Raw genomic sequence first — 23,818 nt, forward strand, 5'->3', positions numbered from 1 at the left:
GCATGCAGCTGTCCCCGCAAACCGCGGCCTTCGCCTTCTTTGCCCTGCTTGTCATGGGCAGCGCGCAGTGGCGCCGGGGCCGCATCCGGCGGGCCGTGCGCGACCTGCCGACCCGCATGCAGCGCCTGCTGGGGCCCGAGCCGCTGTTTACGCCGCCCTCGGAAGGCGAATTGCCCGAGGGTCTGCGCCGTTATGCCGCCCTGCACCACCGCACCCGCTGGGTGCAGCGGGCGATCTGGGCGCTGGCGTTTCTCTGGCTGGGCTACACCCTCTATTCTGTTCTGAAAGGAACGCCGCAATGACCGTGAAAGAGATCTTCGACACCATGGATTACGGCCCCGCCCCCGAAAGCGCCGGCGATGCTCTGGCCTGGATTGTCGATCAGGGCAGCCGCTTCGGCATGTACATCAACGGCGACTGGACCGCGGCGCGCGGCGAGTTCCACTCCAGAAACCCTGCCAATGGCGAAACCCTGGCCGATCTGACCCAGGCGATCCCCTCGGAGATCGACGACGCCGTCGCCGCCGCCCGCGCCGCCCAGCCGGGCTGGGCCGGTCTCGGGGGCCACGGGCGGGCGCGCTATCTCTATGCCATTGCGCGGCTGTTGCAGAAACATTCCCGGCTCTTCGCGGTGCTCGAGACGCTGGACAACGGCAAGCCGATCCGCGAGAGCCGCGACATCGACATTCCCCTGGCGCAGCGGCATTTCTACTATCACGCCGGCATGGCGCAGCTGATGGCGGCCGAGCTTCCGGGCCGCGAAGCGCATGGTGTCTGCGGCCAGATCATCCCGTGGAACTTCCCGCTCCTGATGCTGGCGTGGAAGATCGCCCCGGCGCTGGCGGCGGGCAATACCGTGGTACTGAAACCCGCCGAATACACCTCGTTGACCGCCCTTCTGTTTGCCGACATCTGCACCCAGGCCGGCCTGCCCCGCGGCGTGGTCAACATTGTCACCGGCGATGGCGAGGTCGGTGAAGCCCTCGTCAGCCACCCCGGCATCGACAAGGTGGCCTTTACCGGCTCGACCCCGGTGGGCCGTGCGATCCGCACCGCGACCGCCGGATCGGGCAAGGCGCTGACGCTCGAACTGGGCGGCAAGTCGCCTTACATCGTCTTTGAGGATGCCGATATCGACAGCGCCATCGAGGGGCTGGTGGATGCGATCTGGTTCAACCAGGGCCAGGTCTGCTGCGCCGGCTCGCGGCTGATCGTGCAGGAGGGCATCGCCGAGACCTTCCACAGCCGGCTGCGCGCGCGGATGGACAAGCTGCGCATGGGCAACCCGCTCGACAAATGCATCGACGTCGGCGCCATCGTCGATCCGGTGCAATTGCAGACCATCTCGAAGATGGTCGACAGCAACACCTCGGGCGAAATCTATCGCGCCAATGTCGAGCTGCCGTCAGAGGGCTGTTTCTATCCGCCGACCTTGATCACCGGGCTGCACCCGTCCGACGCGCTGATGCAGGACGAGATCTTCGGCCCGGTGCTTGTCGGCACCACCTTCCGCACCCCGGAAGAGGCGGTGCAGATCGCCAACAACACCCGCTATGGCCTGGCCGCGACGCTGTGGAGCGAGAACATCAATGTCGCGCTCGACATCGCGCCCAAGCTGGCCGCCGGAGTGGTCTGGATCAACGGCACCAACATGTTCGACGCCGCCGCCGGCTTTGGCGGCGTGCGCGAGAGCGGTTTCGGCCGCGAAGGTGGCTGGGAAGGCATGAGCGCCTATACCCGGCCGGGCGGCAAAGCGGACAAGCTGGAAGAGGTCATCGCCTTCAAGGGCGACGCCGGCCCCAGCGATCCGCTCGACCGCACCGCCAAGCTCTATGTCGGCGGCAAGCAGGCGCGGCCCGACGGCGGCTATTCGCGCGGCGTCCATGGCCCCGAGGGCGCGCTCTTGGGGCATGTCAGCCTGGCCAATCGCAAGGATGTCAGGAACGCCGTCGAGGCCGCCAAGGGCGCGGCCTCCTGGGGGGCGACGACCGGCCATCTCAGGGCGCAGATCCTCTATTACATCGCCGAGAACCTCTCGGCCCGGGCGGATGAATTTGCCAACCGGATCGAGGCGCTGACCGGGCGCAAGGATGGCGCCAGGGAGGTGCAGGCGGCGATCAGCCGGCTCTTTACCTACGGCGCCTGGGCCGACAAGTTCGACGGTCAGGTGCACAATGTGCCGATCCGCGCCGTGGCGCTCGCCATGCGCGAGCCCGTGGGCGTGATCGGCGCGCTCTGCGACGATGCGCAGCCGCTTCTGGGGCTGGTCTCGGTGATCGGGCCGGCGATGGCGATGGGCAACCGCACGGTGATGGTGGCCTCCGAGGCCTTTCCGCTGGCGGCCACCGATTTCTACCAGATCCTCGAGACATCGGATGTGCCCGGCGGGGTAGTCAATATCCTCACCGGCAGCCATGGCGAGCTGGCCAAGACGCTGGCCGATCACATGGATGTCGATGCGGTCTGGAGCTTCTCCTCCAGCGATCTTTCGGGCGCGATCGAGCGGGGCGCGGCGGCGAACCTCAAGCGCACCTGGGTCAACAACGGCCGCAAGCGCGATTGGTTCGGCGCCGAGGGCGAAGGCCGGGCGTTTCTCGATGCGGCGACCGAAGTCAAGAACATCTGGGTGCCCTACGGCGCGTGAAGTCCGGCGCGGGTGTGGGGCGTGAGGGTGGGTTGCAAACCCACCCTACCCCTCAGCGCATGGCGGGGCTGATGAACGGGCGGTAGGGTGGGTTTGCAACCCACCTGCCCGGGCGCTCCGGCCCCTACCACTCCAGCACGACCTTGCCGGAGTTGCCAGAGCGCATGGCGGCAAACCCCTCCTGGAACTCTGCCGCCTTGAAGCGATGGGTGATCACCCCGCGCACGTCGAGCCCGTTCTCCAGCATGGCGATCATTTTGTACCAGGTTTCAAAGATCTCGCGGCCATAGACCCCCTTGATGGTGATCGCCTTGAAGACGATGCGGCTCCAGTCGACCGGCGATTTGCCCGGCGGAATGCCCAAGAGCGCGATCCGCCCGCCCATCACCAGCGCCTCGACCATCTGGTCCAAGGCGCGCTGATTGCCGGACATCTCGAGCCCCACATCAAAGCCTTCCTTCATCTTCAGGCCCGCTTTCACGTCGTTGAGGTCATGCTCGGCCACGTTCACCGGCACCACATCGGCAACCTTTTCGGCCAGCGCCAGCCGCTCGGGGTTCACATCGGTAATCACCACATGCCGCGCACCGACATGGCGCGCCACCGCCGCCGCCATGATACCGATCGGGCCGGCGCCGGTGATCAGCACGTCCTCGCCCACCAGATCAAAGCTCAGCGCGGTGTGCACCGCATTGCCCAGCGGATCGAGAATGGCGCCGATCTCGTCGTCGATCTCGTCCGGCAGCGGCACCACGTTAAACGCGGGCAGCCGCAGGTATTGTGCAAAGGCGCCCTGCTCGTTGACGCCGATGCCGCGGGTTTCCGGGTCCAGATGAAACTTGCCGGCGCGCGATTGCCGCGAATGCTTGCCGATCAGATGGCCCTCGCCGGAACAGCGCTGGCCGATGGCCAGGTCTTCCACTCGGTGGCCGATCTCAACGATCTCGCCGGCGAATTCATGGCCGGTCACCAGCGGCACCGGCACCGTCTTTTGCGCCCAGTCGTCCCAGTTCCAGATATGCACGTCAGTGCCGCAGATGCCGGTCTTGTGCACCTTGATCAGCACGTCGTCGGGGCCGATTTCCGGCACCGGCACATCCTGCATCCAGAGCCCTTCGCGCGCCTCGGCCTTCACCAGCGCTTTCATGTCGTTTCTCATGTCCGTGCTCCTTCCAGGATCAGCCAGGTCCAGGTGATGCCGGCCGAGGCAGGCTCACCCGCCCTGGCGCCGGTGTCGATGCGGTCCAGGGTCTCGAACCCGGCCGCCGCCGCCCGCGCGGCTTCCGTCTCGGTGTCCAGGGCCGCGACCCCCTGCCCCTCCGCGCCATGTCGCAGGGCCACGACGGCCCGGCCGCCGGGGCGGAGGATCTCGGTCACCCGCCGCAGGGCCGCATCGCGATCCGCCGGATCAAGATGATGCCAGACCGCGTTGAGCAGCACCACGTCAAAGCCCCGCGTCGCCAGGCCGGCCAGCTTCGGAAGCTGCGCGTCGCGCCAGCTCAGCCCCGGGTGTAGCGCTTGGCCGGCACTGCGCAGGCTCTCGGTCGGCTCCACCGCCGTCACGGCATAGCCCTGCGCCGCCAGCCAGGCGGCATCGCGCCCGGTGCCGGCACCGATGTCGGCCACCGGCGCCGGGGGCCCGGGGAAATGCGCCATCACCGGCGCCAGCACCGTGGCGCTGTCGACCCTGTCGTAGCGGTCGATCAGCGCCGCCCCGTGCGCGGCATAAAGCGCCAGGGCCTCTCCGGCCAATCCGCTCATGGCAGCACCCCCACCGCCCGGCCGGCGCGCTCGAAGGCGCCCAGCGCCTCATCCAGATCGGCGCGGGTCAGCGCAGCGTTCATCTGTGTCCGGATCCGGGCCTGCCCCTTGGGCACCACCGGAAAGAAGAAGCCCGAGACATAGACCCCCTCGTCGAACAGCCGCGCCGCCATCTCCTGCGCCAGACGGGCCTCGCCCAGCATCACCGGCACGATGGGATGTTCGCCGGGCAAGAGGTCAAACCCCAGCCGCTCCAGCCCGGCGCGCCAATAGGCCGTGTTCTCGAACAGCCGCGCCCGCAGGTCGTCACCCTGCGCCACCAGATCGAGCGCGGTGATCCCGGCGGCCACCACCGCCGGCGGCAGCGCGTTGGAAAAGAGATATGGCCGGCCGCGTTGGCGCAGCAGGTCCACCACCGGTTGCGACGCCGCGACATAGCCGCCGATCGCCCCGCCCAGCGCCTTGCCCAGCGTGCCGGTGAGGATATCGGCAGAAACCCCGGCATGGGCCGGGGTGCCAGCGCCCCCGGGACCCATGAAGCCGGTGGCGTGACAATCGTCGACCATCAGCACCGCGTCATAGCGGTCGGCCAGCGCGCGAATCTCGCCCAGCTTCGCCAGGTATCCATCCATCGAGAACACGCCATCGGTGGCGATCATCACATGCCGCGCGCCGCCCTCGCGGGCCTCTTTCAGCTTGGCCTCGAGATCCGCCATGTCGGAATTGGCGTAGCGGAACCGCCGCGCCTTGCACAGGCGGATGCCGTCGATGATGCTGGCATGGTTGAGCGCGTCCGAGATCACCGCGTCTTCCGGCCCCAGCAGCGGCTCGAAGACCGCGCCATTGGCATCGAAACAGGCGGCAAAGAGGATCGCGTCGTCCTGGCCGAGAAAGCTGGCGAGCTTCTGCTCCAGTGCACGGTGCAGTTCCTGCGTGCCGCAGATGAAGCGCACCGAGGCCATGCCGTACCCGTGGCTGTCGAGCGCCTGTTTCGCCGTCTCGATCAGCGCCGGGTGATCGGCCAGCCCGAGGTAATTGTTGGCGCAGAGATTGATCATCTCACGGCCCTGCACCTGCATTCGGGCACCCTGCGGGCCGGAAATCGGCCGTTCGACCTTTTTCAGCCCGTCTGCCTCGATCTGTGACAGCGTGTCGGTGAGATGTTCCAGAAATGCCTGCGCCATGGTGCGACTCCTTTCGTCACCCCTTCTAGCACAACAGACGACTATCCGAAATAGCGGATTTTCGGATTAGCGGAATAAATCCAGTATACCGGATATCGCCGACGGGGGTTGCACCCCCTACCCGCTGTCCTGCACCACCAGGAACACCTTGGCATCCCCATCCACCGCGCGGATGCAATGGCGCAGATCGGCGGCGTAGCGCGCGCTGTCGCCGCAGGCGAGCCGCGCGCTTGCCTCGTCAGAGGTGATCTCGACCGTGCCGCTGATCACGCTCAGGATCTCGACCGTGCCACGTTTGTGCGGCTGGCTGTCAAGCCGGCCGCCCTCGTCAAAGCGCAGCTCGTAAAGCTCGTTGCGCCCGGCCTCCTCGGGCGGCGAGAGGATGCGGATGCGACAGCCCGCGCCCATATTGTCGATTGTCGGGATCTGGTCTGCGCGCAGCACCTCGATGCGGTTGGCCTGCGCCTCTTCTTCCAGCAGCCCGGCAAAATCCACCTGGAGCGCGCGGGTCAGGTTCCACAGGGTGGCGATGGTGGGCGAGCTTTCGCCGCGTTCGATCTGGCTCACCATCGACCGCGACACGCCCGAAAGCTTCGACACCGCGTCGAGCGACAGGCCCTGCGCCCGGCGGGCCTCCTTGAGCCGTGCCGGCAGCAGCGCCAGAATATCGTCTGATGTATCCGTCATGGCGGAATAGTGGGGCGAAACCTGTGGCAGTTCAAGCGGGCAGTGACCCCACGTTCTGCTGACAGCGGCGGCGGCGGCCGACATACTCCGGCCAGAATCGGAGAGAGGAAAGCACATGTCTGAAGATATCGTCATTCTCGGCGGCGCCCGCACCGCCATCGGCACCTTCGGCGGCGCGCTGGCCGCCACCCCGCCCATCGCCCTGGCCACCCAGGTCACCAAAGCGGCGATGGCGCGCGCCGGGGTCGAGCCCGGCCAGATCGGCAACGTGGTCTTTGGCCATGTCATCAACACCGAGCCGCGCGACATGTACCTCAGCCGCGCCGCCGCCATCGAGGCCGGTATCCCCGAGACCACCCCGGCGATGAACGTCAACCGGCTATGCGGCTCGGGCGCCCAGGCGGTGGCCTCGGCCACGCAATCCTTGATGCTGGGCGATGCCGATTTCGCCGTTGCCGGCGGCGCCGAGAGCATGAGCCGGTCGCCTTTCATCAACCCGTCGCAGCGTTTCGGCCAGAAAATGGGCGATATCCGCACGCTCGACATGATGCTCGGTGCCCTGCATTGCCCCTTCGGCACCGGCCACATGGGGGTGACGGCGGAAAACGTTGCCGCCGAGCACCAGATCAGCCGCGAGGATCAGGACGCCTTTGCGCTGGAAAGCCAGCAGCGGGCCGCACGGGCCATCGCCGAAGGCCGCTTTGCCGAGCAGATCACCCCGGTCGAGGTGCGGGTCAAACGCGACATGGTGGCCTTTGAAGTGGACGAACACCCCAAGAGCACCACCGCCGAGGCCTTGGCCGGGCTGCGCGCAGTGTTCCAGAAGGATGGCAGCGTCACTGCGGGCAACGCCTCGGGCATCAACGACGGCGCGGCGGCAGTGGTTCTGGCGCGGAGCGCGGCGGCCGAAAAGGCCGGGCTGCGCCCCAAGGCCCGGGTTCTGGGATATGCCCATGCCGGGGTGCGGCCCGAGGTCATGGGCATTGGCCCGGTGCCGGCGGTGCGCAACCTGCTGGAGCGCACCGGCCTCACGCTCGACGCCTTTGACGTGATCGAATCGAACGAGGCTTTTGCCGCGCAGGCGCTGGCGGTGAACAACGAGCTTGGGCTCGATGCCGCCAAGGTGAACCCCAATGGTGGCGCCATCGCGCTGGGCCATCCGGTGGGGGCGACCGGGGCGATCCTGGTGGTCAAGGCGCTCTACGAGCTGGAGCGGACCGGCGGCAAGACCGCGCTGATCACCATGTGCATCGGCGGCGGCCAGGGCATCGCGCTCGCCATCGAACGCGTCTGAAGCGGGGACCGGCGGGGGAAACCCCCGCCCTCCGCCTGGCGACACCGCGCTACGGCCGCCGCACCGTCGCCGCCACCGAGGCCCCCGCCCCGTCGATCACCGACAGGCGCGAGAATCCGGCCGAGGGCAGCATCACCGGCAACACCCGGTCGCGGGTGGCGGTGACGCGCGGCGCGCCATCCACCAGCAGGGTAAAGGGCGGCGTACCGTGGCGCAGCTTGATCGTCACCTCCGCCCCGCCCAGGACCGCGCCATCGGGCGGATAGGCCAGCTCCAGCCGACTTGCGCCGCTGCGATACTGCCCGTCGCGGGCGCGAAAGCGCCGCAGCGGCTGCGGCAGATCGGCATTGCGGACCAACAGCGTCGCCGCCGGCGGCGGCGGCAGATCGGCCGGCGCGGGCTTCAAGAGCTGGAAGGCTTCGAACAGCACCGGCGCCGCGATCTCGCCGCCAAAGGCACCGGGCACCGGCGTGCCATCGGGCCGGCCCAGCCAGACGCCCGCCACATGCCGCCCGTCATAGCCCAGCGCCCAGGCGTCGCGGTGGCCATACGAGGTGCCGGTCTTGTAGGCCAGCCAGTCGCGCGGCGCGCCGGGGGGCGGCGCGATCTCCGACAGGATTTGCCCCACCTGCCAGGCCGCGACCGCGCCGGTGACATCCGCTCCCGGGGCGGCGGCGGCGCCCTGGCGCCAATGCAGAGGCCGCGCCGCCCCGCCCCGCGCCAGCGCCGCGTAAAGCTGCACCAGATCCTCCAGCGTCAGCCCGAGCCCGCCCAGCGCGATGGCCAGCCCCGGCCGTCCACCTTGCAAGGCCGGTTCCGCGCCGGAACGGCGCAGGGCAGCCATCAGATGCGCCGGACCCAAGGCTTCGGTGATGCGGACAACCGGGATGTTGAGCGACATCTGCAAGGCGCGCGCCACCGTCACCTCGCCACGAAACCGACCGTCGAAATTCTGCGGCACATAAGGCCCGAAGCGCACCGGGCTGTCGTCTATCAGCGTTTGCGGATGAGCCAGCCCGCGATCAAAGGCCAGCGCATAGACCAGCGGTTTCAGCGTCGAGCCGGGCGAGCGCAGGGCGCGGGTCATGTCGACAAAGCCATCGCGCGTCTCGGCCGCGCCCAGCCCGGCCGATCCAACCGAAGCCAGCACCTCGCCGGTCGCGTGATCGGCCACCACCAGCGCGGTGGAGAGGTGATCGCCCTTGCCCTGCACCGCCCGCGCCGCCAGCGCCTCGAGCCGCGCCTGCACGGCGCGGTCCACCGTCAGTTCATGCACCGGGGCAAAGGGCGCGGCCTCGCGCGCGCGGTCGGCCAGATGCGCCGCCAGCACCGGGAAATCGCGGCGCGCGGCCGGCACCGGCTCGCGCCGGGCGGCCGCTGCGGTCTCGGCGTCGATCACCGCAAAGCGCCGCATCCGCGCCAGCACCCGATCGCGCGCCGCCAGCGCGCGGGCCGGGCGTTTGTCCGGGCGGCGGCCTTCGGGGCTTTGCGGCAGTGCCACCAGCAGCGCGGCCTCGGCCGGGGTCAGCCGGCGCGGTTCCTTGCCGAAATAGCCCAGCGTCGCGGCGCGGACCCCCTCGAGGTTGCCGCCATAGGGCGCATGGGTGAAATAGAGCGTCAGGATCTCGCGCTTGGTCAGCCGCCGCTCCAGCGCCAGCGCCAGTCGCGCCTGGCGCAGCTTGCCCGAAAGCGCGCCGGTGCCGCTATCTTCCAGCAGCCGGGCCACCTGCATCGTCAGGGTCGAGCCCCCCGAGACCACCCTGCCATGGCTCAGCGCCTGCCAGACAGCGCGGGCCACCGCCCTGACATCGACGCCGGGATGCCGCCAGAACCGCTTGTCCTCATAGGCGATCAGCATGGCGACCAGCTTCGGATCGATCTGGTCCAGGGTCACCGAAAACCGCCAGCGCCCGTCCTCGACCGTATAGCCGCGCAGCAGCCGCCCGTCGCGGTCGCGGACCTCGACCGAGGTCTCGGCCAGCACCGGCGGCAGCACGGTGGCGGCCACCCAATCTTCGAAACCGTCCCGCGCAGCGGCCCCGCCCCAGAGCAGCAGCACCAGCGCAAAGAGGCCGAAGCGCCTCATTCCGTCACCGTCAGCCGCCCGGATGCCGTGCGCGCACGGTATTGCGGGCGGTACATGTCCTCGACCACCGCCGCCGGGTGGTGGAAATCGCCGGGCGAGATGGCGCGGACGACATAGGCCAGCTCGAAGGCCTGCGCGCCGTCATGTTCGACCGCCGCAAGAAAGCGGTCGGCCCGGAATTCGGCATGTCGCGCGGGAACCGGATCGAGCCAGTCGAGGGCGCGAATGTCGCCCGAGCGCAGCAGGTTCGGATTGTCGATCTCGAAGCCCGCCGGCAGCGGGTCGTCGATCATCAGCCGCGCGCCGGTCTCTTCCGCCGGGATCACCCGCAGCACCGTCACCAGCCGCGTGCCCATGGCCACCGGACCGGTGACCGGCGCGCCCTCCATGGTGAAATAGCGCCGCTCGAGCCGGTAGCCGTAACCGCCCGCCGCGACCGCACCGGCAGGGGTGCCAAAGGTGGTAAGGGTGACATCGGTGGGCTGATCGCCGCCGTTGGTGATGCTGCGTGGCGCCGCACCGCCGTCGAACCGGCGCACCAGCGGGCCGGTGACCGGCTCGCCGTCCAGCAGGATGCCGGAGACCGCGGGCTCGGTCACCATGGCATGGGCGGCCAGCAGCGACCAGGCCTGCTCCTGGGTCGAAAGCTCCGGCCGGGCGGTCGCGATCCGCTGTACCAGCGCGGCGCGATCCACCGCCGAAGAGCCGGCGGCCACCGCCAGCGACAACAGCCCCGCCGCATCGCGCAACCCGGTGCCGTAATCGGCCCGGTAGAGCGGCGGCTCGGCTTCGGAGGGCGGGGTCAGCTTGTCCATCGCGATGCGGAACATGGCATCGGCGCGGGTCTGATCACCATACATCGCCAGCGCCGCGCCCAATTGCGCGGCGGCCAGCGGCGTGGCGAAATCTCGGCCTTTCACATCGGCGTAATAGCGCAGGTCGCCCATTGCCGCGCTGCCTTCGCGTGCCAGCACCATCAGCGCATAGGCGATATCCTCGCCCCCGGTGTCAAAATCGGGGGCGTAGTTCACCCGGTTGCCCAGATTGTCCATCGCCTGGCGAAAGGCCTGATCGGGCACGGCAAACCCCTGCGCCCGCGCGCGGCTCAGGAAATCGGTGACATAGGCGTCGAGCCAGAAATCGCCCGACTCGGCCTGCCAGAGACCGAAAGCGCCATTCGGCGCCTGCCGCGTCAGGATGCGGGCAACGGTCGAATCGATGCGCGTCTGAATGCGGGTCGTTTCGGTCAGGCCCATCGCCTCGGCCACCGAGGACATGTAAAGCAACGGCATCGCCTGGCTGGTGATCTGTTCGGTGCAGCCATAGGGATAGCGGTCGAGCGCAGCGAGCATGCGCGGCGCATCGAACCGCGCCAGCGGCCCGGCGGAGACCAGCGCCGAGGCACCGCGCGGGCGCAGCCCGGCAAAGACATTGTCGTCAAAGCTGAAGGTCTCGCCGGGGGCCAGGCTGAAGCGGCGGGTTTCCGAGATCTCGGGATCGTTGTTGCGCACCGCCACGGTCAACCGCTTGCGCAGCACCTGCCCCGCCGGGGTGGTCAGCGCGACGGTGATCGCGTGGTCACCCGCGGCCTGCGCGGTGAGTGGCACGACAACCCGCGCCTTGGCCTGTTCGCCCAGCATCAGGCTTTCGGGAATCGCCCCGGTGTCGAGGCCGAGGCCCGCACCGGTGACCGCGAGGTCGATCCGCCCGGCCGGCCCCTCGGCGTGGGTGATTTCCAGCAGCATCCGGCTGCTGTCACCTGGGGCCAGGAAGCGCGGCAGGCTGGCACTGACCACCACCGGATCGCGCACCAGCACATCGCGTTCGGCCTGCCCCACCCCGGTGGGCGACCAGGCCACGGCAGCCAGCCGGACGGTGCCGTTGAACTCGGGGATGTCAAAGGTCAGCTCGGCCCGGCCTTCGGGCCCGACCTGCACCGGTCCGGAGAACAGCGCCACCAGCTCTTCGGTCGGCGGCGGGCTGTCATAACGGCCGGCCTCGCCGGCATCGCCGCCGGAGCGGACCCGCCCCATGGCGCCGTCGAGCCCGTTGATCAGCCGGCCGTAGAGGTCGCGCATCTCGACGCCGAGCTTGCGCTGACCGAAGTAATGGCCTCGGGGATCGGGGCTTTGGAACCCGGTGATGTTGAGAATGCCCAGGTCGGTCGCGGCAACGGTCACATAGGCGGTTTCGCCCTCGGCGATGCCATCGACCTGCACCTGTGCCCTCAGCGGCCCGCGTGGCGCCGAGGTCTCGCCGGTGATCAGCGAGACATCGAGTGCCCGCGCGCCGGGATCGATGCCGGCATGGGCCAGGCCGAGCGCCCGGGCCGGGGCCTGCCCGGAGGGGGCATCCATCGGCCGGATCACCGTGGCCGTGACATAGGCACCGGCGCCCCAGTCGTCGGTCACCGGCAGGGCGACGGTGTTCTCGCCCTCGCTGACCGCGATGCTCTGCATGTCGATCACCCGGTGCGACATCACGGTAATCAGCGCCGTGCCGGCATACCGCGGCACCAGCCGCAGGGTGGCCGTCTCGCCCGGGCGATAGGCCGGCTTGTCGAGCGACAGCTCCAGCATATCCGGCGTTTCGGTGGCATCGGCGGGCGCATACCAGCCGGCCCAGAAATCGGTCGAGGCGGCGACATAGCCGTCGTCGCCCTGACGTTCGACCACCAGCTCGTAATTGCCCCAGTCGACATCCGCACCGATCTCGACCGGGATGGCGCCCAGCGTGACCTCGCCGCTGGCGGCCTCGGTGCGGGTGACCACCGGCTCCCAGTTCCATTCGCCGTGCAGGCGATACCATTCATAGCGCGTGCGCACCCGGTTCAGCGTCCATTTCACCGGCAGCGCGGCAGGTTGGCCCCGGGCATCCAGCCCGATCAGCCGGAATCGCGCCTCGCCGCCCTCCTGAACCACACCGTCGAATTGCGGCTTGATGCCGATCACCGGGCCGGCGGCGGCCAGGGCGCGGGTCAGCCGGCGTTCCACCGGCCGGCCGGAGCCTTCGGAGAGGGAGACGACGACCTGCGCCTGCATCGGCAGGTCTGCCGCCGCGCCGTCGATCTCGGGAAAGCTCAGCGGCGTGGTCAGCCGCCCCGCCGCATCGGTGCGCAGATCGCCCTCAAGGTAGCGCGTGCGCGGATCGAACGCCACATCATGCCGGCCAAAGCGGTAGCCCTCCCAGCCGTCGATGGCCTCGGCGCGCGAGAGCCGCACCCGGACCTCGGCCGGCAGATCGGCCCCCGGCGCGCCAAAGAGATAGCGCGCATCGATGGTCAGCTCCGGGCTGTCGGCCAGGGTGACCCGGCCTTCCGGCAGCGAGAGGTCGAAATCGATCCGCTCGGGCAGGAAATCCTCGACCAGCACGCTCCGCGTCGCCAGGGCGGGCGCTTCGGGGTCGGAATGCAGCGCGATCCGCCAGGTGCCGCGCGGCACGGTGGTGCCCAGCGGCATCTCGAAGACATGGCCGCCGGCCCGGGGGGCCTGCGACAGGTGGCGGGCGTATTCCACCCCGTCAGGACGGGTCAGCACCGCCACCAGCGGCAGGCCCTCGATGGCCCTGGCCCGGGCATCGCGTGCCAGCGCGGTGGCATAGATCACCTCGCCGGCGCGATAGGCGCCCCGGTCGGTGGCCAGAAAGACATCGACCGGGCCGGCCGGAGCACGCCCTTCGACGCCGCGGTCCGAGAGATCGAAGGCCGGATCCGTCAGCGACAGAAAGGCGATGTCGTCGGCGGTCTTGGCCACCAGCAGCGCCGGGGCGGCGCCCTGGGTGCCGCGGGTCAGCCCGGGGTCGAAGCGCACATGACCGGCCGCGTCGGTCCGGGCTTCGGCCAGCACCCGGTTGGCCTGGGAAACCAGCTGCACCGCCACGCCGTCGCGCGCGCGCGCATCGCCGAGACCGCGAATGAAGACATGCAGCCCGTCGGTGCCGGACAGGCTTGCCAGCCCCAGATCGGAGAGCACGAACCATTGCGTCGCCGAATTGTCGGAATATTCATCCTCGCCCGGCACCCGCGCGGTAAGCGCATAGATCCCCGGCGGCTGATCGGCCAGCACCGCGCCCATCGGCAAGCGGGTGGTCACATCGCGATTGAGCTGCTGGTCGACCTCGCCGGTGCCCTGCCAGATGGTTTCGCCCACCTCCCGCTCGAACCGCCGCTCGGTGTAATAGCCCATGGGCGCGCCGAAATAGCTGTCCTGGATGGCGCGCAGGAGGTTGCGGTCCGACACCCGTCGCAGCGTGAGATCGACCTCGGAGAGATTGACCGTCTCGATCGGCAGCCCGGCATCCTGCGACCGTGGCAGCACATAGGCCCGGCCCTTGAAGGTGACGGCCGGCGCGCGGTCGCGGATATATTGCGTGAGGGTCACATCTCTGGTCAGCCGTTCGCCGGACGCGGCCGGAAGCCCGGCGCGCAGGGTGATCGCATAGCGCGTGCCATGCGCCACGCCGCCGACACAGATTTCCCGCTCGGTGGCGCTGACCACGAGGCCGGGATCGGGCAGCCGGACATATGGCGTGTAATCCAGCCCCGCGCGCAGCAGATCTTCGGAAAAGGCGGCGCAGATGCGCGGCTCGGCGCGGTCGCTTTCGACCCGGTGATCGGTGACGCGAAAGCCGTATTTTCCAATCGCGTCATCCAGCGCGGCCACCACGTCGGCGCGCGGCAGCAGGGCCTCGGCCAGCCGCAATGTCGGCACCATCTCTTTCCCGCGCCCGGCCGCTTCCAGCGCCTCGGCCAGCACCAGCAGCGCCGCGACGCGGCCCGCCTCGGCCGGCGCGCGCAGATAGCCGTTGACGCCGGCCGCCACCGCGCTGTCGGCCAGCTGCCGCTGCTCCGAACTGCGGTCCGCGGCCGCGCCAATGGCCAGCGCCAGGCGGGCATATTCGACCCAGAGATCGGCGGCATCGCTCTGCGCCAGTGCCGCGCCGGTCCAGTGCAGCGCATTGCCGAGATCGCCTTCGGCCTCTTTCTCGCGGGCGGCGGTCAGCAGCACCTCGACCGTCCACTTGCCGCCCATGTGCCTCTGGCCCAGGCCCTCGGCCTGCGCCAGCGCCGCATCGAGATCGGCTCTCGGCAGAAAGGCCAGATCGCCCGCGCGCGGTTCGGCCCGCGCCATAACCTCGGGATCGGTCGGCACCACAATGGCGGAAATCGCCCCTTCATAGGCCTGCCGCTCGCTTACCGAAGTCTTGGGGAAACAGGCGTTGGAGCGGCTGTTGAAGGTAAAGGCGGCGCAGGCGCTGTCGGACAGGCAAATCCGCTGGCAGGCCTCCAGCGAGGTATCGAAAAGCGCCTGAAGATCGGAGCCGAAGAAATCGATGTCGCGCGATACGACCACACGCCGGTCAGGCAGGATATCCTCGGCCAGCGCCGGCACGGCAAGGGTTACAAGCGACAGAGCAAAGAGAAAGCGGCGCATGAAAAGACCTCCGGGCTAAATGCCACCAGTGTCTCATGTGCCGGCTCGACCTGGCAACGATTCCCGCCCTGGCGTCAATGCTGCGTCAATTGCCGCTCCCGGCGCGGCTTAAACAGATCTTCACCCCTTGCCGCCAAGGTGCCGCCAATGAGCCGAAGAACGACCGGAGCCGGGCGATGACTCTCGCCAGCAAACTTGCCGAGGAACGCCGCGCCCGCCTTGCGGCGGAGCGCCTGCTCGAGCTCAAGCAGGCCGAGCTTTTTGCCGCCAATCGCAAGCTTGGCCATCATGCCCGCGCGCTGAGCGAGGAGATCGTCGAAAAGCGCGCCGAAATGGCCACGGTGCGCGACGAGAACCAGCGGGTGAAATCCGACCTCACCCGCGCCACCGAAAACCTCGAGGTCGCCGAACGCCGGCTGGGTCAGGCGGTGGAAACCATCGAGGACGGATTTGCCTTCTTCGACGCCAATCACTGTCTGATCTTTGCCAATTCCGCCTATCTCTCGGTGTTCGACGGGATCGAGGAAATCCAGCCCGGCATCTCCTTTGCCCGTGTCCTGCAATTGCTGACCGAAGAGGGCATCGTCGACACCGACGACCTTGCCCCGGCCGACTGGCGCGCGATGATGCTGGGGCGCTGGCAATCGCCCAGTCCCGAACCGGTGACCCTCAGGCTCTGGAATGACAATTACATCCGCGTGCATGACCGGCGCGGAGAGGCCGGCGACGTGGTGAGCCTTGTGCTCAATATCACCGACACCATCCGCTATGAAAAAGACCTGCGCCGGGCGCGCAACCGGGCCGAGGCGGCGAACCGCGCCAAATCGGCCTTTCTCGCCAATATGAGCCACGAGATCCGCACTCCGATGAACGGCGTGATCGGCATGGCCGAACTGTTGACCGATACCGAGCTGAGCGAAGAACAGCGGCTTTACGTCAACACCATGCGCAGCTCTGGCGAGGCGCTTCTGGTGATCATCAACGACGTGCTCGATTATTCCAAGATCGAGGCTGACAAGCTCGAGCTGCACCCCGAAACCTTCGATCTCGAACGCGCGATCCACGAGATCGTCATGCTGCTGCAACCCACGGCCCGCGACAAGGGGATCGACCTGCTGGTCGATTACGACATCTTCCTGCCGACGCAATTTTTCGGCGATCCCGGGCGCATCCGCCAGGTGCTGACCAATATCATCGGCAATGCGGTGAAATTCACCCTCAGGGGCCATGTGCTCACCCGCGTGGTGGGGGTGCCGCGCGACGATGGCACATCGGCCATCCATGTCACGGTCGAGGATACCGGCATCGGCATTCCGCCCGACCAGCTTGGCCATGTGTTCGGCGAATTCAACCAGGTCGAGAGCGAGCGCAACCGGAAATTCGAAGGCACCGGGCTGGGGCTGGCCATCACCAAGCGGCTGATCGGCCTGATGGGCGGCGAAGTCTGGGTCGACAGCGTGCAGGGCCAGGGCTCTAGCTTCGGCTTTACCCTCACCTTGCCCTGCCCCTCGGGCGAGACCGTGCAACCGCCGGTGATGCCGCGCCATCTGCGCCGGGTGCTGATCGTCGATGACAAACCGGTCAACCGGCTGATCCTGGAAAAGCAGCTTCAGGTCATGCTGGTGGAAACCGCGAGCTGCGCCAATGGTCGCGAGGCACTTGACCTGGTCAGCCAGGGGGGCGGGTTCGACCTCGTGCTGACCGATCACAACATGCCCGAACTTGACGGGCTCGAGCTTGCCGAGGCGCTGCGCGCGGCCGGGCAGGAGGCGCCGATCGTGATGCTCAGCTCGAACACCGGCTTTGCCGAGCAGGATCCGGCCGCCAGGCATTTGCATGCCATCCTGCAAAAACCGGTGCCGCGTGCCCGGCTATTCGAGGTGCTCAGCGGTGTCACCGAGGCGCCGCTAGTCGCCGCACCTCCGTCCTTACCAAAACTGCCGCCGCCGCCGGCCGCGGAAAAGTCGGAACCGGAGCCGCCCGAGGCGGTCAGGCTGCGAGTCCTCGCCGCCGAGGACAACCGGACCAATCAGTTCGTTTTCCGCAAGATGGTCAAATCCCTGCCGGTCGATCTGCATTTCGCCAACAATGGCGTCGAGGCGGTGGCGCTTTTTCGCGAGCTTCGGCCCGATATCGTCTTTATGGATATTTCGATGCCCGAGATGGACGGCAAGGCGGCCACCCTGGAAATCCGCAAGCTCGAGGAGGGCGGCGGGCACCGCACCCCGATCATCGCCTGCACCGCCCATGCGATGACCGGCGACCGCGAGGCGCTGATCGCGGCGGGGCTCGACGATTACATCACCAAGCCGCTGAAACGCGCCGCCATCGAGGATATGCTGACAAAATACACGCCCCGGAAGGCGACGATGCGCGCCGGCTGAGGGGTGTCGGCCGCGCAGGGGCGGGCCGACACCCGCCCGGCCTAGCCCCTGTCGTCGTGCAGGAACGCAGGGCGATCCGGTTCCGACAGCTCTTCGTTGTAACGATAGCCGCCGAGATCGAAGCCGAGCAGGTCGTCAGGCGCGGTGAGCCTGGTCTGCACCACATAACGCGCCATCGCGCCGCGCGCTTTCTTGGCAAAGAAGCTGATGATCTTGGGCTGGCCGTTCTTCATGTCATAGAACTGCGGCGTCACCACCCGCGGCTTCAGCGCCTTGAGATCAACCGCGCCGAAATATTCCTGGCTGGCGCAATTGACCAGCACCGCGCTGCCGGTGGCCTCGGCCTGGGCGTTCAGCGCCCGGGCGATCCGGTCGCCCCAGTAGTGATAAAGATTGCTGCCGCGCCGCGTCTTGAGTCGCGACCCCATTTCAAGCCGGTAGGGCTGGATCGCATCGAGCGGGCGCAGCACGCCGTAGAGCCCCGACAGCACCCGCAGATGATCCTGGGCATAACGCAGCTCGTACGGCTCGAGCGACCGCGCCTCGAGCCCCTGATAGGTGTCGCCGGCAAATCCGAAGACCGCCGGGCGGGTGGCCTCCGGCGCGGGCTCGGCGGCGAAGGCCTTGAATCGGTCGCGGTTGAGCCGGGCCAGATCGTCGCTGAGGCCCATCAGCCCCTTGAGGTCGCCCAGGGTCAGGTTGCGCGCGGTCTTGGCCAGCCGCAGCGCCTCCTCCTGCATCGCAGGCGCGGTCGTCTCGACATCGACCTCTGACCAATCCAGCCGCTTGGCCGGGGAAATCACCACAAGCATCGCATCCCTCCGTTTCGCCCGGACTTAGGATGCTTCGCGCAAAACGTCCAGAAAGGCCGCGCCAAAACGTTCGCTGCGCCGTTCGCCCAAGAGCCGCTCGAGCTCTTCGGGCAGCGAGGGCCGCCGTTCGGCCACCTTGGCCAGCAGCGAAGCCGAGCAAGACAGCGGTTTTTCGGTGCCACAGGCGCCGCGCGCCAGATCGGCCTGGACCTGCATCAGCCGGTCATAGACCGCGCCGGCGTCGCGCCCGGCCAGCTTGCGCCGGGTCGGGTGCATCTCTTCCGCCGCGCCGGTGATGACGGCGAGGAAATCGGCGCCGTAGCTGTCGAGCTTCTTGGCGCCGACGCCCGAGATCCGCGCCATCTGGTCGAGGTTCGACGGCTTGGTCTCGGCCATCTCGATCAGGGTGCGGTCGTTGAAGATGATATAGGCCGGCACGCTTGCCGCCTCGGCCAGCGCGCGTCGTTTGGCCTTGAGCGCCGACAGGAGCGGCGCATCCTCTTCGCTGACCATCGCCTTGACCGCCGGGCGGCGTTTCGCCTGGGCCCTGGCAATCGTGTCGCGGCGCAGGGTGATCGCGGCCTCGCCACGCAGGATCGGCCGCGCGGCCTCGGTCATCCGCAACGCGCCGTGGCGTTCGGGATCGGGGCGCATCAGGTCATGGCCCATCATCTGCCGGAACACCGCCTGCCAGCCGCGCTTGTCAAACTCGCGCCCGACGCCGAAGGTGGGCAGCTGCTCGTGGCCCTTCTGGCGCACCTTGTCGGTCTCGTTGCCCATGACGATATCGATCAGATGGCCGGCGCCGAACCATTCGCCGGTCCGCAGCGCCGCGGAGAGCGCCTTGCGGACCGCTTCGGTGGCATCAAAGGTCTCGACCGGGGTCTGGCACAGGTCGCAGTGGCCGCAGGTTTCGGCGTCTTCGCCGAAATAGCCCAGCAGGGTCTTGCGGCGGCACTCCAGCGCTTCGGCCAGACCCAGAAGCGCGTTGAGCCGGCCGTGATCGGCGGCGCGGCGTTCCGGCGGGGCAAGGCCCTCGTCGATCTGGGTGCGGCGCAGGCGGATGTCGTCGGGGCCGAAAAGGGTCAGCGTCTCGGCCGGGCCACCATCGCGGCCGGCGCGGCCGATCTCCTGGTAATAGGCCTCGATGGATTTCGGCAGGTCGGCATGGGCCACCCAGCGGATGTCGGGCTTGTCGACCCCCATGCCAAAGGCCACGGTGGCCACCACGATCAACCCGTCCTCGCGGGCAAAGCGGCTCTCGACGATGCGCCGGTCCTCGGCCTCCATGCCGCCATGGTAGAAACAGGCGGTGTGGCCATCCTCGGACAATGCGCGGGCCAGCCCCTCGGTCTTGGCGCGGGTGCCGCAATAGACGATGCCCGACTGGCCGCGGCGGGCGGCGGCAAAATCGAGGATCTGGCGGCGCGGGCTGTCCTTGGGCTGAAACGCCAAGTGGATGTTGGGCCGGTCGAAGCCGCGCAGGAAACGCGCCGGCTCCTCGCCGTCGAACAGCCTTGTGACGATCTCGTCCTGGGTCTCGCGGTCGGCGGTGGCGGTGAAGGCGGCCAGCGGCACGTCGAGCGCGCGGCGCAGCTCGCCGATGCGCAGATAGTCGGGGCGGAAATCATGGCCCCACTGGCTGACGCAATGCGCCTCGTCGACGGCGATCAGACCGACACCGATGCGGCGCAGCATCTGCATGGTGCCGCCGGCGGCCAGACGTTCCGGGGCGAGGTAGAGCAACTTCAGCGTGCCGGCTTCGAGCGCTTGCCAGACCGCCTCGGTCTCCTCGGGGGTGTTGCCCGAGGTCAGCGCGCCGGCCGCGACGCCGGCCTCGCGCAATCCGCGCACCTGGTCGCGCATGAGCGCGATCAGCGGCGAGATCACCACGGTCACGCCTGGGCGGAGCAGCGCCGGAAGCTGGAAACAGAGCGATTTGCCGCCGCCGGTGGGCATGATCGCCAGCACATTCTGGCCGGCCGCCACAGCCTCGACGATCTCCCCCTGACCGGGGCGGAATCCGTCGAATCCGAACACGTCCCGCAATAGCGTGGCGGCGTCGTCCATGGGGCAAAACCTGCTAGATTTGTGTCAAACTGCTCTTATCCCAACAATCACACATTGAGATTCGGTGAACAAGGCCCCGACACCGCCCCGGACGTGATCCGGGGCGCGCCGCGATCGGGTCTCAGATCAGGCCGAACATCTCGGGCAGGATGAAATCGCGCAGCGAGATCAGGATGATGAAAGCCACCAGCGGCGCCAGGTCAAGCGGGCTGGTGTCCGGCAGGATGTTGCGGATCGGGCGATAGATCGGCTCGAGCAGGCGGTTCAGCCCGTACCAGATCTGCGAGACCAGCGGCTGACGCAGGTTCAGCACCTGGAAATTGATCAGCCAACTCATGATGATATGGGCAATCATGATAAAGAACGCCACATCGAGGATGAGCTTCAGGGGCCCGTAAATCGCGTACATCTGCTTTATGTCTCCGCCTTTTCGCGCAATCTAGGTAAGGCCGGCACGATCAAAGCACAAGTGTCGCCGCGTCACGGCTTGCCGCCCGTCGCGCCGCGGCGCACACCTGCGGCTGGAGGTGGCCCGCATGTATCCGTTCATCCGCATGTTCAAAGAGTTGTACCTGTTCCGCAAGGCGCCGCGCCTGCCGGTGACCGGCACCCATGTGTCGCGCCACCGCTGCTGGCCCTGGGACATCGACTTCTGGATGGAGCTGAACAACGGCCGCACGCTGACGCTCTACGACCTCGGGCGTATCCCGCTGGCCCAGCGGACCGGCTTCATGGCGGTGCTGCGACGGCGCAAATGGGGGCTGACCGTGGCCGGCTCCTGCACCCGCTACCGCCGGCGCATCCGGCCGTTTGAGAGCTTCGAGATGCGGTCGCAGGCGGTGGGGGTGGATCACCGCTTTGTCTACCTCGAACAGTCGATGTGGAAAAACAACGGCGAATGCGCCAGCCATGCGATGTACCGCACCGCGGTGACCGGCCCCAAGGGGATCGTGCCGCCGGCCGAGCTTCTGGCCGAGATCGGAGCGGAGGGGATGCCGGAGCTGCCGGATCATATCAAGGCCTGGATCGCGGCCGAGGATGCCCGCCCCTGGCCACCGATGTCCGAGGGCTGAGCCGGGATGGCGGCGGTGTTTCCGGGCGGTGACTGCCGTGGCCGGAGCAAGTAAATCTTGCGCCACGCCGCGCAGTCGGGCTTAACCGCCGCAAACCACGGGGGCATCATGGACGCGACGAAACGCAAACGGATTTGGGGCTGGTTCTTTTTCGACTGGGCGAGCCAGCCGTTCAACACCCTGCTGCTCACCTTCATCTTTGCCCCCTACGTCAAGGAACTGATGGGTGACGGCAGCGCCGCACAGGCGGCCTGGGGCTACGGCATCGGCGGTGCCGGGCTGGTCATCGCGCTGCTGGCGCCGGTTCTGGGCGCATTGGCCGACACCTCGGGCCAGCGGATGCGCTTCATCTGGCTGTTTTCGCTGATGTATGTGCTGGGCTCGGCCGCGCTCTGGTTTGCCGCGCCGGGGGATTTCAACCTCGTGCTGATCCTGCTGGCCTTTGCCATCGGGCTGATCGGGATGGAATTTGCCACGATCTTCACCAATTCCATGCTGCCGGATCTGGGCAGCCCGCAAGAGATCGGCCGGATTTCGGGCAACGGCTGGGCCTTCGGCTATTGCGGCGGGCTGGTGGCGCTGGTGCTGATGCTGGCCTTCTTTGCCGAAAGCGCCGAGACCGGCCGCACCATGCTGGGCCTCGCCCCGCCCTTCGGTCTCGACGGCGAGGCGCGCGAAGGCACCCGGTTTGTCGGGCCGCTGACGGCGCTGTGGTACGTGGTCTTCATGATCCCGTTTTTCGCCTGGGTGCGCGACCCGAAGCCCACGGCGCGGCACCCCGGCGCCCTGCGCCGCGCGCTGCATGACCTCGGGCGGACGCTGCGGCGGCTGCCGCAAACGCCGTCGCTCTTTGCCTATCTGGCCAGCTCGATGTTCTACCGCGACGCGCTCAACGGGATGTATGTCTTTGGCGGCATCTATGCCGCCGGCGTGCTGGGCTGGAGCGTGGTCGACGTCGGCATCTTCGGCATCCTCGCAATCATCTCGGGTGCGCTGTTTGCCTGGCTCGGCGGCAAGTGGGATGCGCGCTTCGGCCCCCGGCCGGTGATCACCGCCGCCATCCTGGCGCTGACCTGTGCCGCGGTCTCGACGGTGCTGGTCTCGCGCCAGTCGATCTATGGCGTGGCGCTGGCCGAGGGCTCGGCCCTGCCCGACATCGCCTTCTACGTGATCGGCGCGGTGATCGGCGCGGCGGGCGGGGTGATCCAGTCGGCCAGCCGCACGATGATGGTGCGCCAGGCCGACCCGGCGCGGATGACCGAAGCCTTCGGGCTCTATGCGCTGGCGGGCAAGGCGACCTCCTTTCTCGCGCCGCTTCTGATCGGCGTGACAACCCAGATCACCGGCTCGCAGCAATTGGGCGTGACCCCGCTCATCGGGCTTTTCCTGATCGGACTTTTGTTGCTACGCTGGGTAAAACCAGAGGGAGACCGAGCAGCATGGTCCGACATCCGTTCCGCCTAGCCGGCGCCACGATTTTATGTGCTCTCCTCGCCGCTTGCGGCGGCTCTGACGGCACAAGGACCAAGGCGACGCTGGCCAGCGCCCCGCAGCCGACGATCGGCGATTCCCTCGGCGTGCTGTCGAGCAAGCAGGCCAAACAGCTGTTTGGCGCGCAGCGCGCCGGATCGGATCAGCGCACGGCAGCTTATGGCAGCTATGCCAAGGGCTGCCTGGCGGGGGGCGTGCAATTGCCGGAAACCGGCCCGACCTGGCAGGCGATGCGCCTGTCGCGCAACCGCAACTGGGCCCACCCGGAGATGATCGATTACGTCCGCAAGCTCTCGGCCCGCGCCGCGCAGTTTCCGGGCTGGAACGGGATTTACGTCGGCGACATGTCGCAGCCCCGCGGCGGGCCGATGCTGACCGGCCACACCAGCCACCAGATTGGCCTCGACGCCGATATCTGGCTGCGCCCCGCCGCCAATCTCGGCTTGTCCCAGCAGGCGCGCGAACAGATCTCGTCGATCTCGCTGCGCCGCTCGAATGGCGCCTTTACCAATGACGACTGGACGCCCGAGCATCACGCCCTGCTGAAAGCCGCCGCCTCGGATCCGCGGGTGGCGCGGATCTTCATCTTTCCCGGCGCCAAGGTGCGGATGTGCAACGACGAAACCGGCGACCGCGCCTGGCTGCGCAAGATCCGGCCGTGGTGGGGGCATCACTATCATTTCCACGTGCGCCTCTCCTGCCCGCCCGGCGCCAGCGGCTGCGTGAACCAGAACCCGCCCCCCCCCGGCGACGGCTGTCAGGAGGCGCAGGGCTGGGTTGATCGTATCCTCAACCCGCCGCCGCCGGACCCGAACGCCCCGCCGCCCAAGCCCAAACGCGAATTGGTGCTCGCGGATCTGCCCTTGCAATGCGCCAGCGTGCTGGAGGCGAAGTAACCCC

The 23,818-nt window shown here is 68.1% G+C and carries 16 protein-coding genes; 7 read left to right on the forward strand and 9 right to left on the reverse strand.

Annotated elements, in window-relative coordinates:
* Positions 1–2: 2 nt before the first annotated feature.
* Together BMW90_RS22535 and BMW90_RS22540 are read left to right on the forward strand one after the other, a co-directional pair.
* A complete protein-coding gene (locus BMW90_RS22535) occupies positions 3–302 on the forward strand; it encodes a hypothetical protein (protein WP_048533443.1) in 300 nt (99 codons plus the stop codon).
* Entirely contained in the window at positions 299–2,644 is a 2,346-nt protein-coding gene (locus BMW90_RS22540; RefSeq protein WP_074839512.1) for an aldehyde dehydrogenase family protein, read from the forward strand. Before BMW90_RS22535 ends, BMW90_RS22540 begins: the two co-directional genes overlap by 4 nt.
* A gap of 124 nt (positions 2,645–2,768) precedes the next feature.
* Here BMW90_RS22540 and tdh read toward each other — a convergent pair whose 3' ends face one another.
* The 4 genes from tdh to BMW90_RS22560 form a co-directional block, all read right to left on the reverse strand.
* Positions 2,769–3,803 carry an L-threonine 3-dehydrogenase gene (gene tdh, locus BMW90_RS22545; RefSeq protein ID WP_074839515.1) on the reverse strand — a complete coding sequence of 345 codons (1,035 nt, stop codon included), beginning with the start codon at positions 3,801–3,803 and terminating at the stop codon, positions 2,769–2,771.
* On the reverse strand, positions 3,800–4,405 hold the full coding sequence (locus tag BMW90_RS22550) for a class I SAM-dependent methyltransferase (protein WP_074839516.1): 606 nt from the start codon (positions 4,403–4,405) through the stop codon (positions 3,800–3,802). The genes tdh and BMW90_RS22550 overlap by 4 nt, the downstream gene beginning before the upstream one ends.
* Positions 4,402–5,589: a glycine C-acetyltransferase gene (locus tag BMW90_RS22555; protein WP_048533446.1), complete on the reverse strand. Its 1,188-nt coding sequence runs from the start codon at positions 5,587–5,589 to the stop codon at positions 4,402–4,404. The genes BMW90_RS22550 and BMW90_RS22555 overlap by 4 nt, the downstream gene beginning before the upstream one ends.
* A gap of 117 nt (positions 5,590–5,706) precedes the next feature.
* Complete coding sequence (locus BMW90_RS22560) at positions 5,707–6,276, reverse strand: helix-turn-helix domain-containing protein (protein ID WP_074839519.1); 570 nt, start codon at positions 6,274–6,276, stop codon at positions 5,707–5,709.
* A 115-nt stretch (positions 6,277–6,391) separates the two neighbouring features.
* Here BMW90_RS22560 and BMW90_RS22565 point away from each other — a divergent pair, with 115 nt between their 5' ends.
* Positions 6,392–7,570 carry an acetyl-CoA C-acyltransferase family protein gene (locus BMW90_RS22565; protein WP_074839521.1) on the forward strand — a complete coding sequence of 393 codons (1,179 nt, stop codon included), beginning with the start codon at positions 6,392–6,394 and terminating at the stop codon, positions 7,568–7,570.
* Between the two features lie 49 nt (positions 7,571–7,619).
* On the opposite strand, the gene pbpC is transcribed toward BMW90_RS22565, so the two are convergent.
* Positions 7,620–9,656 carry a penicillin-binding protein 1C gene (gene pbpC, locus BMW90_RS22570; RefSeq protein WP_074839524.1) on the reverse strand — a complete coding sequence of 679 codons (2,037 nt, stop codon included), beginning with the start codon at positions 9,654–9,656 and terminating at the stop codon, positions 7,620–7,622.
* Complete coding sequence (locus tag BMW90_RS22575; protein WP_074839527.1) at positions 9,653–15,088, reverse strand: alpha-2-macroglobulin family protein; 5,436 nt, start codon at positions 15,086–15,088, stop codon at positions 9,653–9,655. Before BMW90_RS22575 ends, pbpC begins: the two co-directional genes overlap by 4 nt.
* A 176-nt stretch (positions 15,089–15,264) precedes the next feature.
* On the opposite strand from BMW90_RS22575, the gene BMW90_RS22580 reads away from it, so the two are divergent.
* The gene (locus BMW90_RS22580; protein ID WP_074839575.1) at positions 15,265–17,472 is read left to right on the forward strand and encodes a response regulator; all 2,208 of its coding nucleotides are present in this window, start codon (positions 15,265–15,267) and stop codon (positions 17,470–17,472) included.
* Positions 17,473–17,513: 41 nt separating this feature from the next.
* On the opposite strand, the gene yaaA is transcribed toward BMW90_RS22580, so the two are convergent.
* The 3 genes from yaaA to BMW90_RS22595 form a co-directional block, all read right to left on the reverse strand.
* A complete protein-coding gene (gene yaaA, locus BMW90_RS22585; protein WP_074839530.1) occupies positions 17,514–18,284 on the reverse strand; it encodes a peroxide stress protein YaaA in 771 nt (256 codons plus the stop codon).
* Positions 18,285–18,308: 24 nt separating this feature from the next.
* Positions 18,309–20,354 carry a DNA helicase RecQ gene (recQ, locus tag BMW90_RS22590; RefSeq protein WP_074839532.1) on the reverse strand — a complete coding sequence of 682 codons (2,046 nt, stop codon included), beginning with the start codon at positions 20,352–20,354 and terminating at the stop codon, positions 18,309–18,311.
* A 121-nt stretch (positions 20,355–20,475) separates the two neighbouring features.
* Positions 20,476–20,763 (reverse strand): YggT family protein, encoded by a 288-nt coding sequence (locus BMW90_RS22595; RefSeq protein ID WP_048533453.1) that lies wholly within the window; start codon positions 20,761–20,763, stop codon positions 20,476–20,478.
* A 127-nt stretch (positions 20,764–20,890) separates the two neighbouring features.
* On the opposite strand from BMW90_RS22595, the gene BMW90_RS22600 reads away from it, so the two are divergent.
* The 3 genes from BMW90_RS22600 (at position 20,891) to mepA (ending at position 23,814) form a co-directional block, all read left to right on the forward strand.
* Complete coding sequence (locus BMW90_RS22600) at positions 20,891–21,427, forward strand: acyl-CoA thioesterase (protein ID WP_048533454.1); 537 nt, start codon at positions 20,891–20,893, stop codon at positions 21,425–21,427.
* 108 nt (positions 21,428–21,535) lie between these two features.
* Entirely contained in the window at positions 21,536–22,891 is a 1,356-nt protein-coding gene (locus BMW90_RS22605; RefSeq protein WP_074839535.1) for an MFS transporter, read from the forward strand.
* The gene (gene mepA / locus BMW90_RS22610) at positions 22,867–23,814 is read left to right on the forward strand and encodes a penicillin-insensitive murein endopeptidase (protein ID WP_074839538.1); all 948 of its coding nucleotides are present in this window, start codon (positions 22,867–22,869) and stop codon (positions 23,812–23,814) included. The genes BMW90_RS22605 and mepA overlap by 25 nt, the downstream gene beginning before the upstream one ends.
* The last annotated feature ends 4 nt before the right edge of the window (positions 23,815–23,818 follow it).

The organism is Marinovum algicola (assembly GCF_900109145.1).
In the GTDB taxonomy this organism is placed as follows: domain Bacteria; phylum Pseudomonadota; class Alphaproteobacteria; order Rhodobacterales; family Rhodobacteraceae; genus Marinovum; species Marinovum algicola.

What these genes read in the sequence shown, in the direction of transcription:
- tdh (WP_074839515.1), bottom strand. Translation starts at nt 3,803, where the DNA reads ATGAGAAACGACATGAAAGCGCTGGTGAAGGCCGAGGCGCGCGAAGGG.
- pbpC (WP_074839524.1), bottom strand. Translation starts at nt 9,656, where the DNA reads ATGAGGCGCTTCGGCCTCTTTGCGCTGGTGCTGCTGCTCTGGGGCGGG.
- BMW90_RS22550 (WP_074839516.1), bottom strand. Translation starts at nt 4,405, where the DNA reads ATGAGCGGATTGGCCGGAGAGGCCCTGGCGCTTTATGCCGCGCACGGG.
- yaaA (WP_074839530.1), bottom strand. Translation starts at nt 18,284, where the DNA reads ATGCTTGTGGTGATTTCCCCGGCCAAGCGGCTGGATTGGTCAGAGGTC.
- BMW90_RS22600 (WP_048533454.1), top strand. Translation starts at nt 20,891, where the DNA reads ATGTATCCGTTCATCCGCATGTTCAAAGAGTTGTACCTGTTCCGCAAG.
- BMW90_RS22540 (WP_074839512.1), top strand. Translation starts at nt 299, where the DNA reads ATGACCGTGAAAGAGATCTTCGACACCATGGATTACGGCCCCGCCCCC.
- recQ (WP_074839532.1), bottom strand. Translation starts at nt 20,354, where the DNA reads ATGGACGACGCCGCCACGCTATTGCGGGACGTGTTCGGATTCGACGGA.
- BMW90_RS22580 (WP_074839575.1), top strand. Translation starts at nt 15,265, where the DNA reads ATGACTCTCGCCAGCAAACTTGCCGAGGAACGCCGCGCCCGCCTTGCG.
- BMW90_RS22575 (WP_074839527.1), bottom strand. Translation starts at nt 15,088, where the DNA reads ATGCGCCGCTTTCTCTTTGCTCTGTCGCTTGTAACCCTTGCCGTGCCG.
- BMW90_RS22595 (WP_048533453.1), bottom strand. Translation starts at nt 20,763, where the DNA reads ATGTACGCGATTTACGGGCCCCTGAAGCTCATCCTCGATGTGGCGTTC.
- mepA (WP_074839538.1), top strand. Translation starts at nt 22,867, where the DNA reads ATGGTCCGACATCCGTTCCGCCTAGCCGGCGCCACGATTTTATGTGCT.
- BMW90_RS22555 (WP_048533446.1), bottom strand. Translation starts at nt 5,589, where the DNA reads ATGGCGCAGGCATTTCTGGAACATCTCACCGACACGCTGTCACAGATC.
- BMW90_RS22560 (WP_074839519.1), bottom strand. Translation starts at nt 6,276, where the DNA reads ATGACGGATACATCAGACGATATTCTGGCGCTGCTGCCGGCACGGCTC.
- BMW90_RS22565 (WP_074839521.1), top strand. Translation starts at nt 6,392, where the DNA reads ATGTCTGAAGATATCGTCATTCTCGGCGGCGCCCGCACCGCCATCGGC.
- BMW90_RS22535 (WP_048533443.1), top strand. Translation starts at nt 3, where the DNA reads ATGCAGCTGTCCCCGCAAACCGCGGCCTTCGCCTTCTTTGCCCTGCTT.
- BMW90_RS22605 (WP_074839535.1), top strand. Translation starts at nt 21,536, where the DNA reads ATGGACGCGACGAAACGCAAACGGATTTGGGGCTGGTTCTTTTTCGAC.